This is a genomic window from Microbacterium sp. MTN4-26 (assembly GCF_042846595.1).
GTDB lineage: Bacteria > Actinomycetota > Actinomycetes > Actinomycetales > Microbacteriaceae > Microbacterium > Microbacterium luteum.
On record NZ_BTGO01000010.1, the window covers coordinates 59,659 to 76,875 of the forward strand.

Annotated in this window: 14 protein-coding genes; 12 read left to right on the plus strand and 2 right to left on the minus strand. The window is 70.7% G+C overall.

The annotated features are described in order from the left end of the window. A complete protein-coding gene (locus tag ACGG9C_RS10145; protein WP_390178611.1) occupies positions 1–1,179 on the minus strand; it encodes an ROK family protein in 1,179 nt (392 codons plus the stop codon). Positions 1,180–1,285: 106 nt separating this feature from the next. Between ACGG9C_RS10145 and xylA the strand changes: the two genes are divergently transcribed. The 5 genes from xylA to ACGG9C_RS10170 all read left to right on the plus strand — a co-directional run bounded on the left by xylA (position 1,286) and on the right by ACGG9C_RS10170 (position 7,341). After that, positions 1,286–2,476: a xylose isomerase gene (xylA, locus tag ACGG9C_RS10150; RefSeq protein ID WP_194384490.1), complete on the plus strand. Its 1,191-nt coding sequence runs from the start codon at positions 1,286–1,288 to the stop codon at positions 2,474–2,476. Positions 2,477–2,781: 305 nt separating this feature from the next. Next, positions 2,782–4,101 (plus strand): xylulokinase, encoded by a 1,320-nt coding sequence (locus tag ACGG9C_RS10155; protein WP_286718265.1) that lies wholly within the window; start codon positions 2,782–2,784, stop codon positions 4,099–4,101. Positions 4,102–4,230: 129 nt separating this feature from the next. Further along, complete coding sequence (locus ACGG9C_RS10160) at positions 4,231–4,623, plus strand: hypothetical protein (RefSeq protein ID WP_194384492.1); 393 nt, start codon at positions 4,231–4,233, stop codon at positions 4,621–4,623. Then, the gene (locus ACGG9C_RS10165) at positions 4,523–6,142 is read left to right on the plus strand and encodes a LuxR family transcriptional regulator (RefSeq protein ID WP_272872943.1); all 1,620 of its coding nucleotides are present in this window, start codon (positions 4,523–4,525) and stop codon (positions 6,140–6,142) included. Before ACGG9C_RS10160 ends, ACGG9C_RS10165 begins: the two co-directional genes overlap by 101 nt. A gap of 116 nt (positions 6,143–6,258) precedes the next feature. After that, positions 6,259–7,341, plus strand: coding sequence for a trans-aconitate 2-methyltransferase (locus ACGG9C_RS10170; RefSeq protein WP_194384493.1), 1,083 nt, complete (start codon positions 6,259–6,261; stop codon positions 7,339–7,341). Between the two features lie 3 nt (positions 7,342–7,344). Here ACGG9C_RS10170 and ACGG9C_RS10175 read toward each other — a convergent pair whose 3' ends face one another. After that, a complete protein-coding gene (locus ACGG9C_RS10175; protein ID WP_286718271.1) occupies positions 7,345–7,992 on the minus strand; it encodes a ThuA domain-containing protein in 648 nt (215 codons plus the stop codon). Between the two features lie 76 nt (positions 7,993–8,068). Here ACGG9C_RS10175 and ACGG9C_RS10180 point away from each other — a divergent pair, with 76 nt between their 5' ends. The 7 genes from ACGG9C_RS10180 to treY all read left to right on the plus strand — a co-directional run bounded on the left by ACGG9C_RS10180 (position 8,069) and on the right by treY (position 17,200). Continuing rightward, positions 8,069–8,950, plus strand: a complete 882-nt coding sequence (locus ACGG9C_RS10180; protein ID WP_390178612.1) for a siderophore-interacting protein — start codon at positions 8,069–8,071, stop codon at positions 8,948–8,950. A 142-nt stretch (positions 8,951–9,092) separates the two neighbouring features. After that, complete coding sequence (locus ACGG9C_RS10185) at positions 9,093–9,929, plus strand: transposase (protein ID WP_286718275.1); 837 nt, start codon at positions 9,093–9,095, stop codon at positions 9,927–9,929. 22 nt (positions 9,930–9,951) lie between these two features. Continuing rightward, positions 9,952–10,731, plus strand: a complete 780-nt coding sequence (locus ACGG9C_RS10190) for a GTP pyrophosphokinase family protein (RefSeq protein ID WP_390178613.1) — start codon at positions 9,952–9,954, stop codon at positions 10,729–10,731. 48 nt (positions 10,732–10,779) lie between these two features. After that, positions 10,780–11,982: a cation:proton antiporter gene (locus ACGG9C_RS10195; protein ID WP_286718279.1), complete on the plus strand. Its 1,203-nt coding sequence runs from the start codon at positions 10,780–10,782 to the stop codon at positions 11,980–11,982. Continuing rightward, the gene (locus ACGG9C_RS10200) at positions 11,979–12,467 is read left to right on the plus strand and encodes a glutaminase (protein ID WP_194384496.1); all 489 of its coding nucleotides are present in this window, start codon (positions 11,979–11,981) and stop codon (positions 12,465–12,467) included. The genes ACGG9C_RS10195 and ACGG9C_RS10200 overlap by 4 nt, the downstream gene beginning before the upstream one ends. An 83-nt stretch (positions 12,468–12,550) precedes the next feature. Next, positions 12,551–14,788: a glycogen debranching protein GlgX gene (gene glgX, locus ACGG9C_RS10205; RefSeq protein ID WP_194384497.1), complete on the plus strand. Its 2,238-nt coding sequence runs from the start codon at positions 12,551–12,553 to the stop codon at positions 14,786–14,788. A gap of 30 nt (positions 14,789–14,818) precedes the next feature. Further along, the gene (gene treY, locus ACGG9C_RS10210) at positions 14,819–17,200 is read left to right on the plus strand and encodes a malto-oligosyltrehalose synthase (RefSeq protein WP_194384498.1); all 2,382 of its coding nucleotides are present in this window, start codon (positions 14,819–14,821) and stop codon (positions 17,198–17,200) included. Positions 17,201–17,217 lie beyond the last annotated feature (17 nt).

Here is a 17,217-nt window from a genome sequence, read left to right on the forward strand (position 1 = left end):
TCACCTCGTCGACGCGACCCCCGCGGGGTCGGCCAGGAGCGGGGCGAAGGCCGCCTCGGCGGCGCCGATCAACAGGCGATCCTCGGCAAGGGCCGCGGTGCGGATCTCGACGTCGTCGGCCGTGGCCGGCATGCACTGCGCGCGCATCGCCTCATCGAGCGCGGCCGGGTCGCTGTCGGCCAGCGTCGCGAGGAATCCGCCGAGGATCACCACCGAGGGGTTCAAGACGTTGACGGCGTTTCCGAGGGCGGTCGCGAGGATGCCGCGCTGGCGCGCGATCTCGTCGCGCACATCCACCTCGGACGAGGCGGCGAGGGCTGCGGCGAGGGTCGGGTCGTCGGCGGAGGGGAGGCGTGCCGCGGCGAGCAGTCGCGCCCGGCTCACCTCGTCTTCGAGCACGCCGTCGTCGGCGCGGCGATGGGTCGCCGAGGCGATGCCCGGGCGATTCTGGCCGAACTCGCCGGCGTAGCCCGAGGCGCCGCCGAGGGGCATCCCGGCCACGATCACTCCGCCGCCGATGCCCGAGGCGCCGCCGTTGAGGTAGACGAGGTGATCCACACCCACACCCGCGCCGAAGCGGTGCTCGGCGATCGCGCCGAGCGTGGCGTCGTTGTCCACGGCCGTGGGAAGACCCGTTGCCTCTTCGACCAGCGCGCGCAGCGGCACATCCCGCCAGCGCAGGTGCGGGGCGTGGCGCACCACCCCGTCGGAGGCGCGCACGAGACCCGGCGTCGCGACGCCCACCCCGACGAAGCGCGCGCCGGACAGGTCGCCGTCGCCCCAGCGGTCGAGAGCCTCGGCGAGCTGGTCGACCGTCGCATCGGGCGTGGGGAGGTCGAGTGCGTCGATGCGCTCGCGTGCGACGACGGTGCCGTCGAGGGCGACGGCGGCGAGGGTCAGGGCATCGACCTCGGGGTTGGCGGCGAGCACCATGACGTCGGGGCTCGCGGCGACGACGGGCGACGGGCGCCCGACCCGCTTCGTGGGGTCGGGAGCGCGTTCGACGACGAGTCCGAGGTCGACGAGCTCCGCGGCCAGGGCGGCCACGGTGGAGCGGTTCAGGCCCGTCGCGGTCGTCAGCTGGGAGCGGGACAGGGCGCGTTCACGGTGCACGAGCTCGAGGAACCGGGCGAGGTTGCCGCGGCGCATGTCCTCGACGGTCGACACGGCGCTCAGCATGTCGATGAGCCTAGCCGCCTCGACAGGCGCGCCAGACGTTGACCCGCGGGCACGGGTGATATACGTTGTGACACGCAACATTTACCTCACTCGACGTGGAGACGACATGCCCACCCCCACTCCTGCCGACAAGTTCACCTTCGGCCTCTGGACCATCGGCTACAACGGCACCGACCCCTTCGGCGGCCCGACTCGTGGCCCGCTCGACGTCGTGCACGCCGTGGAGAAGCTCGCTGAGCTCGGCGCCTACGGCATGACCTTCCACGACGACGACCTGTTCGCCTTCGGCTCCACCGATGCCGAGCGGCAGGCGCAGATCGACCGGCTGAAGGGTGCGCTGGAAGCGACCGGGCTGACCATCCCGATGGTCACCACCAACCTCTTCTCCGCTCCGGTGTTCAAGGACGGCGGCTTCACCTCCAACGACCGTCAGGTGCGTCGCTTCGCCCTGCGCAAGGTGCTGCGCAACCTGGACCTGGCCGCCGAGCTCGGCGCGAAGACCTTCGTCATGTGGGGCGGCCGCGAGGGCGCCGAGTACGACACCGCGAAGGATGTGCGCGCCGCGCTGGAGCGCTACCGCGAGGCCGTCAACCTCCTCGGCGACTACGTCACCGACAAGGGCTACGACATCCGCTTCGCGATCGAGCCCAAGCCCAATGAGCCGCGCGGCGACATCCTGCTGCCCACGGTCGGTCACGCGCTGGCCTTCATCGAGTCGCTCGAGCGGCCCGAGCTCGTCGGCCTGAACCCCGAGGTCGGCCACGAGCAGATGGCGGGTCTGAACTTCACCGCCGGCATCGCGCAGGCGCTGTACCACGGCAAGCTCTACCACATCGATCTCAACGGGCAGCGGGGCATCAAGTACGACCAGGACCTCGTCTTCGGTCACGGCGACCTGCACAACGCCTTCTCGCTCGTCGACCTGCTCGAGAACGGCGGCGTGAACGGGGGCCCGGCCTACGACGGGCCGCGCCACTTCGACTACAAGCCCAGCCGCACCGAGGACGAGACCGGCGTCTGGGACTCCGCGGCCGCGAACATGCGCACCTATCTGCTGCTGAAGGAGCGCGCCGCCGCCTTCCGCGCCGACCCCGAGGTGCAGGCCGCGCTCCAGGACGCGAAGGTCGCCGAGCTGTCGCAGCCCACGCTGAACGCGGGCGAGACCTACGACGACCTGCTCGCCGACCGCTCGGCCTACGAGGACTTCGACGCCTCGGCCTATCTCGACGGCAAGGGCTTCGGGTTCGTCCGGTTGCAGCAGCTGGCGACCGAGCACCTGATGGGCGCCCGCGGCTGACACCCCCAAGGGGTGTCCCTTCCCCAAGGGGCCCCCTTTCCCAGGGGGTGTCCCTTTCCCAGGGGGTGTCCCTTCCCCAAGGGGCCCTTCTCCCAGGGGGGTGTCCCTTTCCCCAGGGGGTGTCCCTTTCCCAGGGGGCCCTTCTCCCAAGGGGGTGCCCCTTCACCTCTACACCCCGGGGTGTGTCCCACTTTCTGTCGCCAAGGCCTGCGAGAACAACGGAAATTGGGACATTGGATGGCGTTGGGACACAGGATGGCGTTGGGCGTTGGTAGTGGGGCGATGAAGACGGAGATGGAGCAGCGATGGCGCTTGTGATGGGAGTCGACTCGTCGACCCAGTCGTGCAAGGTGGTGGTGACGGATGCCGCCAGCGGGGCCGTCGTGCGCGAGGGGCGAGCGGCGCATCCTGACGGCACCGAGGTGGATCCCGCCGCGTGGTGGGACGCCCTGCGAGAGGCGATCGTCGCCGCCGGCGGCATGGGCGACGTGGATGCATGGAGCATCGGCGGGCAGCAGCACGGCATGGTCGCCCTCGACGCCGAGGGCCGGGTCATCCGTGATGCGCTGCTGTGGAACGACACGCGTTCGGCGGATGCCGCCGAGGCGCTCATCGACGAGCTCGGCGCCGATTCGCTCGCCGAGCGCACGGGGCTCGTGCCGGTCGCATCGTTCACGATCACGAAGCTGCGGTGGCTGCGCGACGCCGAGCCCGAGAACGCCGCGCGTGTCGCCGCGGTCGCGCTGCCGCACGACTGGCTGACGTGGCGCCTGCGCGGGTTCGGGCCCGCCGGCGAATCGGCGCAAGGCCCGGTGCTCGAGGAACTCGTGACCGATCGCTCGGATGCGTCCGGCACCGGGTACTGGAGCCCCGAGGCGTGGGCGCCGGCCGTCGACGGTTACGACCGCGACCTGTTCGTCTCGGCCCTCGGCCACGACGCCGTGCTCCCTCGGGTGCTCGGACCGGCCGAATGGGTCACCGACGCGGACGGGCGCCGCGTCGCTCCGGGGGCCGGTGACAACGCCGGTGCCGCCCTCGGGGTGGGCGCGGCCACCGGGGATGTCGTCGTCTCGATCGGCACCTCCGGCACGGTCTTCGCCGTCAGCGCCTCGCGCACCGTCGACTCCTCGGGGACCGTCGCGGGCTTCGCCGACGCAGACGGCGGCTTCCTGCCGATCGTGGTGACCCTCAACGCCGCACGGGTTCTGGATGCGATCGCCCGGCTGCTCGGCGTCGATCACGCGGAGTTGAGCGACCTCGCTCTGGCCGCGGAGTCCGGCGCCGGCGGACTGACGCTGCTGCCGTACTTCGAGGGCGAGCGAACCCCGAACCTGCCGGACGCGACCGCATCCCTCACCGGCATGACCCTCGCCTCGACGACGCGGGAGAACCTCGCCCGGGCGGCGGTGGAGGGCATGCTCGCCGGCCTCGGCGCGGGACTCGACGCGTTGCGCGCCCTGGATGTTCCGCTCGAGCGGGCCCTCCTCATCGGTGGCGCGGCGCAGTCCCCCGCGGTGCAGGCGATCGCGCCCGGGATCCTGGGTCTGCCGGTGGAGGTGCCGCCGCCGGGGGAGTACGTAGCGCTCGGCGCTGCGCGCCAGGCTGCTCGCGTCGCGGAAGTCTGACCGGGCGGGCGTTCGGGCGCCACCCCTCCCGCGGCTGTCACCCCGCGGAGTGGATCGTGTAGGCGCCGTCGACGGGATACACGCATCACCCGATGCCGGGACGCATCCGGCGCTCCTACCGTCGGGACCATGGACCTCGCGATGATCTCGGGCACGGTGTCGACCGTGCTGTTCGCGTGTGCCCATCTGCCGATGGTGTTCAAGGCGATCCGCTCGCGCGATATGCGCTCCTACAGCGCCGCGTCCCTCGCGGTGGGCAACGTCGCGAACCTCGTCCATACGGTCTACGTGCTGAGTCTGCCCGTGGGACCGGTGTGGTTCCTGCACGGCTTCTATCTCGTGACGATGGGTCTGATGCTCGTGATGTGGATGCGGTTCGGCCGTTCGAGCGCGGACCGGCCGACGGCGGTACCATTCGGCCATGACGGACACGAGCGCCGTTCTCACCGACGCCCGTCAGGCGTTCGCGCGTCGCGAGTGGCGGCGCGCGCGCGACGCGTTCGCCGCCGCCCGCGCCGATGACGCCCTCGGCGCGGCGGATCTGCGTGCGCTCGCGTCGAGCCAGTGGTGGCTCGGTCAGTGCGAGGACTGCATCGATCTTCTCGACGAGACGTTTCGGAATCAGCGCGCCGCACAGGATGCCATCGGCGCGGCGCACACCGCGCTGACTCTCGCGCTGCTGCGCATCACCCGCGGCGAGGTGACAGTGGGAACGGCGTGGTCGCGGCGCGCGGCTCGGCTGCTGGAGGACGTGCCGCCGCGCATGGAGCACGCCTACCTGGCGTACCTCGATGCGAGTCTGGGCATGTACGACGACGGCGAGCCGTGGTCGACCGGCAGCGTGGCGAGGCTGGCCGCGCTCATCGATCTCGTCGGCGATGACGACGTCGCAGGCGTCTCGGCTCTCGCCGCTGTCGTGGCCGGGATGCATGACCTGCGTCGCGGTGATCCGGAGTCCGGGTTCGCTCACCTCGACGAGGCGATGCTGTCGGTCACGTCGGGGGAGATCGAGCCGGAGTGGGCCGGGGACATGCTGTGCACCACCATCCACACCTGTCACGAGCTCGCCGACTTCGGGCGCATGGCGGACTGGACGCGCGCGACGGAACGGTGGAGCGCCGACTACGGCGCCGATGCGGTGTACGCCGGGGTCTGCCGCGTGCACCGGCTCGAGCTCCAGTCGGCCGAAGGGGACTGGGCGGGCGCCGAGGACGCGCTCGAGCGCGCATGTGCGGTGCTCGAGCGCACGGATCCGTGGGTGGCGGGCGAGGGGTGGTACGCACTCGGTGAACTGCGTCGCCTGCGCGGCGACGGCGAGGGAGCCAGGCGCGCGTTCGCGCTGTCCCGCGCGGCGGGTATCGACCCCTCCCCCGGGGAGGCGCTGCTGGAGCTCAGCGAGGGCCGCGTCGAACCGGCATGGGCATCGCTGTCCGCGTCCCTCGCCGGCCGGGACCGGCTCGCGCGCACACGGCTCTTGCGCGCGGGTGTTCAGATCGCGCTGGCGCGTCGAGACGCATCCACTGCCGATGACCTGGCCGACGAGCTCGAGCGCACGGCGCGCGAATACGGCACGGAGGGATTCCGCGCATGGTCGGCGCATGCGCGCGGGATGGTTCTTCTCGCCCGGGGGCGCCCGACGGAGGCCCTGGCGTCACTCCACGAGGCGCTCCACCTGTTCCGGCGCCTGCGACTGCGGTGGGAACAGGCGCACGTGCTGACATGGATCGCCGATGTCCACGCAGCGACGGGCGATGTCGCGGGAGCGCAGGCCAGGGCGGATGCGGAAGCGATCGTCGCGGAGATCGGGGCCCGGCCGATCGCCTCCCTGCTCGCACCGGAGACGTCGGGGCCTCCCGCTCCGCTCACGGTGCGGGAGGCCGAGATCCTCGCACTCGCCGCGCGGGGAGCGGCCAATCGCGACATCGCCGGGGAGCTCTTCATCAGCGAGAAGACCGTGGGCCGGCACCTCGCGAACATCTACCTGAAACTCGGCGTGAGCTCGCGCACGGCCGCGGCCGCTTGGTGGCACGAGCATCGCTGACGCCGTGCCCGGGGATCATGCAGACGGGCGCGGAACTGCATGATTCTGCCGATGAGGGGTGGGTACCGACGCTTCTAGATTCGACGCATCAATGGTCTCGATGACAGGAGGACACCATGTCCACAGCGGTGAAGGATGAGCGCAGCGTCTCATCGGAGGTCGATGCGTTCGCGGAGAAGGTGATGGCGGCGGCCCTGGGGTGGGTCGACCTGATGGCGATCCACCTCGGTTCGCAAGCCGGGTGGTACGACGCTCTCGCGAAGGCGGGGCCGATGGATGCCGAGGAGCTCGCCGTGGGGACCGGGACGAGTCGCCGATATGCCCAGGAGTGGCTCGAGCAGCAGAGCGCGGCGGGCATCCTCGAGGTGGACGACCCGGCAGGACCTCGTGTGCGGCTCGCGCCGGGGGCCGCGGAAGTGCTCACCAATCGCGGGAGCTTGTCGTATCTCGAGCCGCTGGCTCGCATGCTCGCCGCCTCCGGTGCTCAGATGCCGCGGCTCGTCGAGGCCTACCGCTCGGGCTCCGGGGTGAGCTGGGAGGAGTTCGGCGACCATGCGCGTCAGTCGCAGGCCGATATGAACCGGCCCTGGTTCGACGCTCTGCCTGAGGTGATCCGCTCCGTCGATGGGCTGCACGCGCTGCTCTCGCGCCCCGGTGCCCGGGTCGCTGACATCGGATCAGGGGCGGGCTGGTCTTCGCTGGCGCTTGCGCGTTCCTACCCGGAGGCGACCTTCGACGGCTTCGACGTGGACGACGCGTCGGTCGAGATGGCACGAGAGAACGCTGCCGAGGCGGGGCTGGGCGATCGGGTTCGCTTTCAGAGGGCCGATGCCGCCGATCTGGCCGCTCACGGCCCGTTCGATGTCATCTTCGCCTTCGAATGCCTGCACGATATGCCGCACCCGGTCGACGTGCTGTCCGCCGCTCGTGAGGCCGTCGCCCCGGGCGGTGCGGTCGTCATCATGGACGAGGCGGCCGCGGAGACCTTCTCCCCCGAGGCCGGCGACCTCGAGCGCCTCCTCTACGGGTTCAGCCTGTTCGTGTGCCTTCCGGATGGACTGAGTCATCCCGGAAGCGCCGGCACGGGCACCGTGATGCGCCCCGACACCCTTCGCGGGTATGCACGCGCGGCTGGTTGGGACGATGTCGAGATCATCGTCCCCGAGTTCGGCCTCTGGCGCTTCTATGCCCTCGGGTGAGAGCTAGGCGGTGGACCAGCGGGCCAGCCGCGCGACGAGGTCCCGGTGGCCGGTGGAGGAGTAGGAGCGGGCGTCGTGGCCGAGCACGTCGACGGCGACCCGGCTCGCGGCATGCGTGCGCACCCACGCCGCCGGCATCCGTTCCCCGTCCACGTCGAACTCCGCCACGACGTGGCGCTCGCCTATCGCCTGCAGGCGGGAGTAGCGCTCGTCGTACACGTCGAAGTCCTGCACCTCGCCGCCGTCGGGGAGCGACAGCATCCGCACCCGAACGTCGCCGATCGGCGGGTGCCACGACAGCTCCGGCACCCACATGCCGCCGACCGCCGCTGCCCAGTGCGGATAGTCCCGCATCGACGCAACCGCGCAGTGCAGCGCCAGCACCCCGATTCCGCGGTCGAGCGCCTGCGTGAAACCGTCGACGGATGCCGCTGACGCGGGCTGCCCGCCCTCGCCGCGCCACGGGTCGCCGGCGTTCACGACCAGCAGGTCCACACCCTCGAGGTGGGTCATCGCCCGATCGACATCGTCGTCGACGGAGACGTCGAAGCCGGCGTCCGTGAGGATCGCCGACAGCTCCGGAGTGGTCTCCGGGAAGGGGTGCCACGGATCGGCGTAGTCACCGCTGCCGCTGGCGATGAGCGCTTTCACGGATGCCTCCTGGTCGACGACGATGGGAGAGGGTTTTCCATCGTACGGCGGTGTTCCTGGGCATAGTGTGGTGCCGATGACTCCCGCTGAATCCGATTCCGCCCGCCCGTCCGTCCCGCGCCGCCGCGGAAAGCAGATCGTGCTGGAGGTGGTGCGGAGCGAACCGCTCACGCCTCACCTCGTACGCGTGCATCTCGGCGGCGAGGGCTTCGACGAGTTCATCGCCGAGGCCGATCCGGACAAGCTGGCGTGCACCGACACCTACGCGAAGCTGCTGCTGGCCAAGCCCTCGCTCGGGCTCACCCCTCCCTACGACCTCGAGGCGCTGCGGGCGGAGCTGCCCCGCGAGGACGTGCCGTCTCGCCGCACCTACACGATCCGTGACGTCGACGAGGCGGCGCGAACCATCGCCATCGACTTCGTGGTGCACGGCGATGAGGGTCTCGCCGGGCCCTGGGCGTCCGCGGCGCGCCCCGGCGACCGCCTGTCGCTGTCGCTTCCGGGCGGCGGATACGCGCCGGCCGACGGCGACGTCACCCACGTGATCGTCGGTGACGACTCGGCCCTCCCCGCGATCTCGCGCGCGGTCGAGGCCCTTCGCTCCGACGCGCGCGGCGTGGTGATCGTCGAGGTCGACGACGAGCAGTCGCAGCTGCCGCTGACCGCCCCCGCCGGCGTCGACGTGCGCTGGCTGCACCGCGCTGGTCCGAGCGGTTCGGCGCACCCCGGCACGCTCCTCGTCGCCGCGGTCGAGGCCATGGCCCGACCCGACGGGGCCGTCGACGTCTTCGCGCACGGCGAGCGCACGGCGATCAAGCGTCTCGGCGCGATCTTCCACGGCGAGTGGGGGATCGGCCGGCAGGAGATGTCGGTGTCGGCCTACTGGGCGCACGGACGCGCCGAAGACGCCTTCCAGGCCGAGAATCGCGAGGCCGTCGGGAAGATCTTCGCCGACTGACGCGTCGACAACACAGGAGATCGGCCGCCGCCGCGCCTCTCTCGGCCGGGAACACAGCAGTGTGGCCGGAATCTCCTGTGTTGTTCACCGGGGGAAGGCGAGCGTTCCGCCGGGGCGTGTGCCAACCGGGCACAATGGGGCCGTGCCGCACGACGAGATCGACGAGGTCGCGGCGGAGCTGTACGCCCTGCCGCCCGACGCCTTCACTGCGGCCCGAAACGCGCGGGCGGCTGCCGCGGGCGGGGAGGCCGGCCGCCGCATCAAGGCGCTGCGCAAGCCCACCGTCGCCGCGTGGGCGGTCGATCTGCTCTCCCGCGAGGGAGATCTCGGCGAGGCGCTCGAACTGGCCGCCGCCCTCCGCGAGGCGCAGGACGACCTCGACGCCGCGGAGCTGTCCCGCCTCGGCAAGCAGCGCAGGCAGCTCGTCGCCGCCCTCACCGCGCAGGCGGTCGCGCTCGCCGAAGACGCCGGCGTTTCCGTGAGCGCCGCCGCACGCGACGACGTCCAGAAGACCCTCAATGCCGCCGTGATGGATGCCGCCGCCGCCGCGGCGGTCAGCACCGCGCGGCTCGTGCGGCCGTTGGAGGCGACCGGGTTCGGCTCCGTCGAGCTCGCCGATGCCGTCGGAGGCTCGATTCCCGGTGCGGCTGCGAAGCCTCCCCGCGACGATCTCGCCGACCGCCGTGCGCGCAAGGCCGCGGAGAAGGCGGCCCGCGAGGCCGAGCGGGCGGCTGCCGACGCCGACCGCGAAGAGGCGAAGCTCACCGAACGGCGCGATCGCGCTCAGCAGAAGCTCGATCACGTGCGCGAGCGCCTCGATGATCTGCGTCGCGACATCGCGCGTCTCGAGCAGGACGAGACGGACGCCGACCGCACCCTCGCCGACCTCGAGGCGGAGCTTCGCGCGGCGACTGCCGCGGCGCGAAAGGCGACCGCCGCGGCAGAGAAGGCTCGTCGGTCCTTCCCAGAACTCTCGTAGTCGGCGCCCCTACGGTGAGGGCATGGCGACGCCCCGATCCGCAGCGGCCGACTCCGACGACCTCCCCGTGCTGCTGAGTCCGTCCGAACTCCGCACGGCGAGGGACGAGTTCCAGCAGTTCCTCATGGAGTACCGCTTCGGCATGCAGGAGATCGAGACGAAGATCGCCATTCTGCGCGACGAATTCCTGCAGCTGCACGACTACAACCCCATCGAGCACGTCTCGAGTCGCGTGAAGTCGCCCGACAGCCTGGTCGACAAGATCCGGCGCCGCGAGGTCTCGCAGGACTTCGCCTCGGTCCGCGAGCACATCACCGACATCGCCGGCGTGCGCATCACCTGCAGCTTCGTGACTGACGCCTATCGGCTGTTCGACCTGCTCGCCGCGCAGGACGACATCACCGTGCTGCACGTGAAGGACTACATCGCCGAACCCAAGGCGAACGGATACAAGAGCCTCCACGCCATCCTCCAGGTGCCGGTCTTCCTCTCCACCGGGCGCATCGACGTTCCCGTCGAGGTGCAGTTCCGCACCATCGCCATGGACTTCTGGGCGAGCCTGGAGCACAAGATCTACTACAAGTACGACCGCCGCGTTCCCGCGGAGCTGCTCGATGATCTGAAGGATGCCGCGGACACGGCCGCCGAGCTCGACACGCGCATGGAACGCCTGCACCGTGAAATCAGAGGGTCCGGGGAGATCCGAGGGTCCGGGGAGGTCCGTGGTGCCGTGGAAGAGTCGGACGCACCGCGCCCCGCCCGCCCTCCGATCCTCCGCCACGCTCCGGTGCTCGACGCCTGAAGCGCGCGGGCACGCGGCGAAGGGCGGGCGACTCGCTAGGGTGAGGCCGTGGACGACCTTCAGCCGCAGACCCTGGTGATCATCCCGCTGCTGGCGGTGCTGGCGCCGCTGTTCGCGCGGGGTCTCGGTCGCTGGGTGCGGGTGCCGGTGGTCGTGTTCGAGTTGCTGCTCGGCATCCTCATCGGGCCGGCCGTGCTCGGCTGGGTCGGGGAGTCCGCGTTCATCGAGCTCATGAGCGATTTCGGACTCGCGATGCTGTTCTTCGTGGCCGGCACCGAGATCGAGTTCGGTGCCTTCCGCGGGCGTCTGGGTCGCCGGGCAAGCCTCGGGTGGATCCTCAGCCTCGGCGCCGGCGTCTTCGCCGCACTCATCCTCAGCCCCTGGGAAGCGGCTGTCGTGATCGGCATCGCGCTGTCGTCGACCGCGCTCGGCACGCTCCTGCCGGTGCTGCGGGATGCGGGGGAGCTGAAGTCGCCGTTCGGTCAGGCGGTCGGCGCGGTCGGCGCGCTCGGCGAGTTCGGACCGCTGATCGCCATCTCGCTGTTCCTCGGCAGCCGCGACATCGGCCTGTCGACCCTGGTGCTGCTGCTGTTCATGCTCGTGGCGGGTGGGGCGATCTGGCTGGCCTTCCGCATCCCGCACGGCGCGATGCACCAGGCGGTCAGCGCGACGCTGCACACGTCGGGACAGTTCGCGATCCGGGTGATCCTGCTGATCCTCGGCGGTCTCATCTCGGTCAGCGTGCTGCTGGATCTGGACTTCCTGCTGGGGGCGTTCGCCGCCGGCATCGTGTGGCGCCTCATCATGCGCGACGCCGACGAGGCCGATCGAGAAGCGGTCGAGAGCAAGGTGGAGGCGGTCGCTTTCGGCTTCCTCGTGCCGATCTTCTTTCTCTACACCGGTGTCACCTTCGACCTCCAGGCGCTGCTGGCCGACCCGATCCTCTTCCTCGGCCTGCCCGTCGTGCTCCTCGCGCTCTTCGTCATCCGCGGTCTGCCGTCGATGCTCGCCGCGCCCGTCGGCTCGACCGGCAAGGATCGCCTCGCGATGGCGTTCATGGGTGCCACGGGCCTTCCGATCATCGTCGCCGTCACCGCCATCGGACTGGATGAGGGCCTCTTGACGACGGTGCACGCCGCGCTCCTCGTCGGCGGCGGCATGCTGTCGGTGCTGCTGTTCCCGCTCATCGCGATGCGGCTGCGCGGCGAGCGGGCTGCGCGGATCGCCCCGACCCTGGACGACATGGCGTGAGCACCAGCGCCCTGTTCGCCGACGCCCGCGACCGGCTCGCGGGACTGCCGCGCGAACAGCTCGGCGAGCTCGTCGAACCGCGTCGCGTGCTCGGGGTGCGCCGTGCCCCGCGGATCGCGCCCCGTGATCAGGCGTGGCACCTGGGGGTGCTGCTGGTCGCCGACGAGCACGTCTCGGCCACCGGCGAGATCGTGCGCTCCCGCGAGGAGGCACGGCGCGGATTCACCGCCGAGTCGCAGCGGGACCGCGCCGCGCTTCAGGCGGCGGCCTTCCGCGGCGGCTTCGAGGAGGGCATCGCCGTGCACGTCGGCTGGCGGGTGCTCGACCTCGCCGCGGTGGATGCCGGTGGGTCGTCGGGTCCGCTGGCGATGATCGGCGGTAAGCCGCACGTGCGGTGGAGCGCAGCGGCCGGATTCGTGCCGCTGGCCGGCTACCTCGACGAACGGATCGGGCTCCTGGCCGACCCGCCGCGCGGGGCATCATAGCGACGAGAGGCCGACTCCGGGAGGACCCGTTCGCGACGCACGCATCCTCTAGGGTTGAACTCCCGAACTCGAGGTGGTTTTTCGTGCAGACATGGCCCGGATCCGCATATCCGCTGGGTGCGACATTCGACGGTAACGGCACGAACTTCGCGCTGTTCAGCGAAGGTGCCGACAAAGTCGAACTGTGCCTGTTCGACGACGACGGCACCGAGACGTGCGTCGAGCTGCTCGACGTCGACGCGTTCGTCTGGCACGCGTACCTGCCGAACGTGCAGCCCGGGCAGCGCTACGGCTACCGTGTTCACGGCCCGTACGATCCGGCCAACGGGCAGCGCTACAACCCCAACAAGCTCCTGCTCGATCCGTACGCCAAGGCCGTCGACGGTCGGGTGAAGTGGGGACAGTCCGTCTTCAGCTACACCTTCGGCGACCCGGACTCGCGCAACGACGACGACTCGGCGGCCGACATGATGAAGGGCGTCGTCATCAACCCCTTCTTCGACTGGCAGGGTGACCGGTCGCCGAAGACGCCGCTGCACGAGACGTTCATCTACGAGGCGCACGTGAAGGGGCTGACGCAGCTGCACCCGTCGGTGCCGGAGGAGATGCGGGGAACCTACGCCGGGGTGGCGCATCCCGCGGTCATCGACCACCTGCAGAAGCTCAGCGTGACCGCGATCGAGCTCATGCCGGTGCACCAGTTCGTCAACGACTCGACCCTGCAGGAGAAGGGGCTGTCGAACTACTGGGGTTACAACACCATCGGCTTCTTCGCTCCCCATCACGGCTACGCCTCGACGGGCGTCAACGGCCAGCAGGTGCAGGAGTTCAAGGCGATGGTGCGCTCGCTGCACGAGGCGGGCATCGAGGTCATCCTGGATGTGGTCTACAACCACACCGCGGAGGGCAACCACCTGGGCCCGACCCTGTCGATGCGCGGCATCGACAACGAGGCGTACTACCGGCTCGAGCAGAACGACAAGCGCTACTACACCGACTACACCGGCACCGGCAACAGCATGAACGTCGGCAACCCCCACTCGCTGCAGCTGATCATGGATTCGCTGCGCTACTGGGTGCTGGAGATGCACGTCGACGGCTTCCGCTTCGATCTTGCCTCCACGCTCGCGCGCGAGTTCTACGATGTCGACCGCCTCTCGACCTTCTTCGAGATGGTGCAGCAGGACCCGGTGGTCTCGCAGGTGAAGCTCATCGCCGAGCCGTGGGACGTCGGCCCCGGCGGCTACCAGGTCGGCAACTTCCCGCCGCAGTGGACCGAGTGGAACGGCAAGTACCGCGACACCGTGCGCGACTTCTGGCGCGGCGAGCCGCAGGCCCTGGGCGAGTTCGCCTCGCGCCTGACCGGCTCCAGCGACCTGTATGAGCGGTCCGGGCGCGCGCCGGTCGCGTCGATCAACTTCGTCACCGCTCACGACGGCTTCACGCTGCGCGACCTCGTGTCGTACAACGACAAGCACAACGAGGCCAACGGCGAAGACAACCGAGACGGCGAATCGCACAACCGGTCCTACAACCACGGCGTCGAGGGCCCGACCGACGACCCGGAGATCCTCACGCTGCGCGCCCAGCAGCAGCGCAACTTCATCGCCACGATGATGCTGAGCCAGGGCGTGCCGATGCTCTCGCACGGCGACGAGCTCGGCCGCACGCAGTTCGGCAACAACAACGGCTACGCCCAGGACAACGAGCTCACCTGGATCGACTGGGATGCCGTCGACCAGCCGCTGGTCGAGTTCACCGCTGCGCTCGCGCGCCTGCGCAAGGACCATCCCACCTTCCGGCGCACACGCTTCTTCGACGGACGCCCGGTGAAGATGGAAGAGGGTCGGCCCATTCCCGATGTGGTGTGGCTGCGGCCCGACGGCACGCTCATGCAGCCGGAGGACTGGGAGTCCGGGTTCGGCCGCACGATCGGGATCTTCCTCAACGGTCGCGGCATCCGCGAGCGCGACAAGTGGGGCGAGGAGATCACCGACCGGCACTTCATCGTGCTGTTCAACGCCGGCGACGAGCCCGTCGACTTCAAGATCCCGGCCCCGCGCTACGGGCCGGAGTGGGATGTCATGGTCGACACGGCGGGGGAGTGGGCCAACACCGACCCGCTCGATCCCGGTTCGCGCATCCCGCTGCAGCCGAAGGCGCTCATCGTGCTGCGCGAGCACGACCTTCCCGACCCGGAGGTCGATCACTCGGTCGCGGCCTCGCTCAGCATGCTCGTGCATTCGCGCACCACCGAGATCCCCGTCGTCACCCCACCGTCACCGTCCGCGGCCGCCTCGGTCGACGACGAGGGTGACTGACGGATCGCACCGGACCGGAAGAGGACTGCCATGCCCGCGCATCCCGTGTCGACCTATCGGCTGCAGATCCGCGCCGGTTTCGATCTCGACGCCGCCGCGGCGGTGACCGGATACCTCGCCGACCTCGGGGTGGACACCGCCTACGTGTCGCCGTTGCTGCAGTCGACGCGGGGCAGTGACCACGGTTACGACGTGACCGACGTCACACGGGTCGACGCCGACCGCGGCGGACCCGAGGGGCTCGCCCGCTTCTCGGCGGCCGCCCGCGATGCCGGGCTCGGCGTGCTCGCCGACATCGTGCCCAACCACATGGGCATCTCGCAGCCACGCGAGAACCCGTGGTGGTGGGATGTGCTCACCCACGGACGCTCATCGGCGCACGCCGACGCGTTCGACATCGACTGGGAGGTCGGCGAGGGCCGCATCCGCGTACCCGTCCTCGGGGCGCCGTTGGATGAGGTGATCGGCGACATCCGCATCGATCCCGCGCCGGCGCCGGAATCGCCGACCGGGCTCGCACGGTACTTCGAGCACATCCTGCCCCTCGCACCCGGCTCCGTGGGCGAGGGCGACGACCTCGCCACGGCCGACGGGGTGCGATCCGTGCTCGAGCGGCAGCACTGGGAGCTGCGCTTCTGGCAGGACGAGGCCACGGACCTCAACTACCGCCGCTTCTTCGCCGTGACGACGCTCGCGGCGGTGCGGGTCGAGCGGCCGGAGATCTTCGACGCGACCCATGCCGAGGTGCTGCGGTGGGTGCGGGAGGGCCTGGTCGACGGCCTGCGCGTGGACCATCCCGACGGCCTCGCCGACCCGGGCGGCTACCTCGCGCGGCTGGCCGAGGCCACCGGCGGCGCCTACGTGCTCGTGGAGAAGATCCTCGAGCGCAGCGCCCACGAACCGGGCGCCGAGCCGTCCGAGGCGCTCCCGGCCTGGTGGGCCACCGCCGGGACGACCGGCTACGACGCGCTGGCCGAGATCGACCGGGTGCTCGTCGACCCGAACGGCGAGCAGCCTCTCACCGCCCTCGACGGCGTGCTGCGCGGCACCGTTCCGGTGTGGGGCGACATGATCCACGACACCAAGCGCATGATCGCCGACACGATCCAGGTCTCCGAGATCCGCCGCCTCGTGCGGGGCCTGCCCGAGCCGGTCGCCGACGCCGAAGACGCCCTCGCCGAGCTCCTGGCGTGCTTCCCGACCTACCGGTCCTACCTGCCGGCCGGGATCGAGGACCTCCACCACGCCGCTCGGGAGGCGGAGCGCCGTCGTCCCGACCTGGCCGACGCGATCCGCACCCTCGTCCCGGTCCTCTCCGACGCCACGCTCGAGGTCACTCGCCGCTTCGAGCAGACGACCGGCCCGGTCATGGCCAAGGGCGTCGAGGACACCGCGTTCTACCGCTACACGCGGCTGGGCTCTCTCACCGAGGTCGGCGGCGATCCCGTCGTGTTCGCGCTGTCGGTGCCGGGGTTCCACGCGGCGTGGCAGCGCCGTCAGGCGTCGTGGCCGCACGCGATGACGACGCTGTCGACCCACGACACCAAGCGCGGCGAAGATGTGCGCGCTCGCCTCGACGTGCTCGCCGAGGTGCCGGGGCGCTGGGGCGAGGTGCTGGATCGCCTGCGCGAGGTCGCCTCGACCGGGAACGGCCCCTTCGACAACCTGCTGTGGCAGGCGATCGTCGGATCCTGGCCGGCGACGCCCGAGCGGCTGCACGCCTACGCCGAGAAGGCGGCGCGCGAGGCCGCGGAGCAGACCGGCTGGTGGCGCCCCGACGAGATCTTCGAGCAGCGCATGCACGACCTCGTCGACGCCGCGTTCGGATCCGCCGGCGGTCTCGTCGAGGCCTTCGTCGACGAGATCGCCGAGGCCGGGTGGTCGAACTCCTTGTCGGCGAAGCTGCTGCAGCTCGCCGGTCCGGGTGTGCCCGACGTCTACCAGGGGTCGGAGCTGTGGGAGACCTCGCTGGTCGATCCCGACAACCGGCGTCCGGTGGACTTCGCGCGGCGAGCCCGGATGCTGGCCGAGCTCGACGCCGGGTTCTCGCGCGGCGAGCTGCCCGCGGTCGATGCCGGGGGTGCGGCGAAGCTGCTGGTCACCTCCCGGGCGCTGCGCCTGCGCCGGGAGCATCCGGAGCTGTACACGCGCTACACGCCGATGACGGTGGTGGGTGAGGCCGCCGACCACGCGATCGCGTTCGATCGCGGTGGTGCGATCGCCGTCGCGACGCGGCTGCCGGTAGGCCTCGCCGCCCGCGGCGGCTGGGGCGACACCGCCCTGATGCTGCCCGACGGCGCCTTCGTCGACGCGATCACGGGCCGGCGCATCGCGGGCGGCGCGAGCGCGCTCGCCGACCTGCTGTCGACGTACCCGGTCGCTCTCCTGGCTCGCGAGGTGTCCGGTGGCTGACATCGAGTGCACGAGAA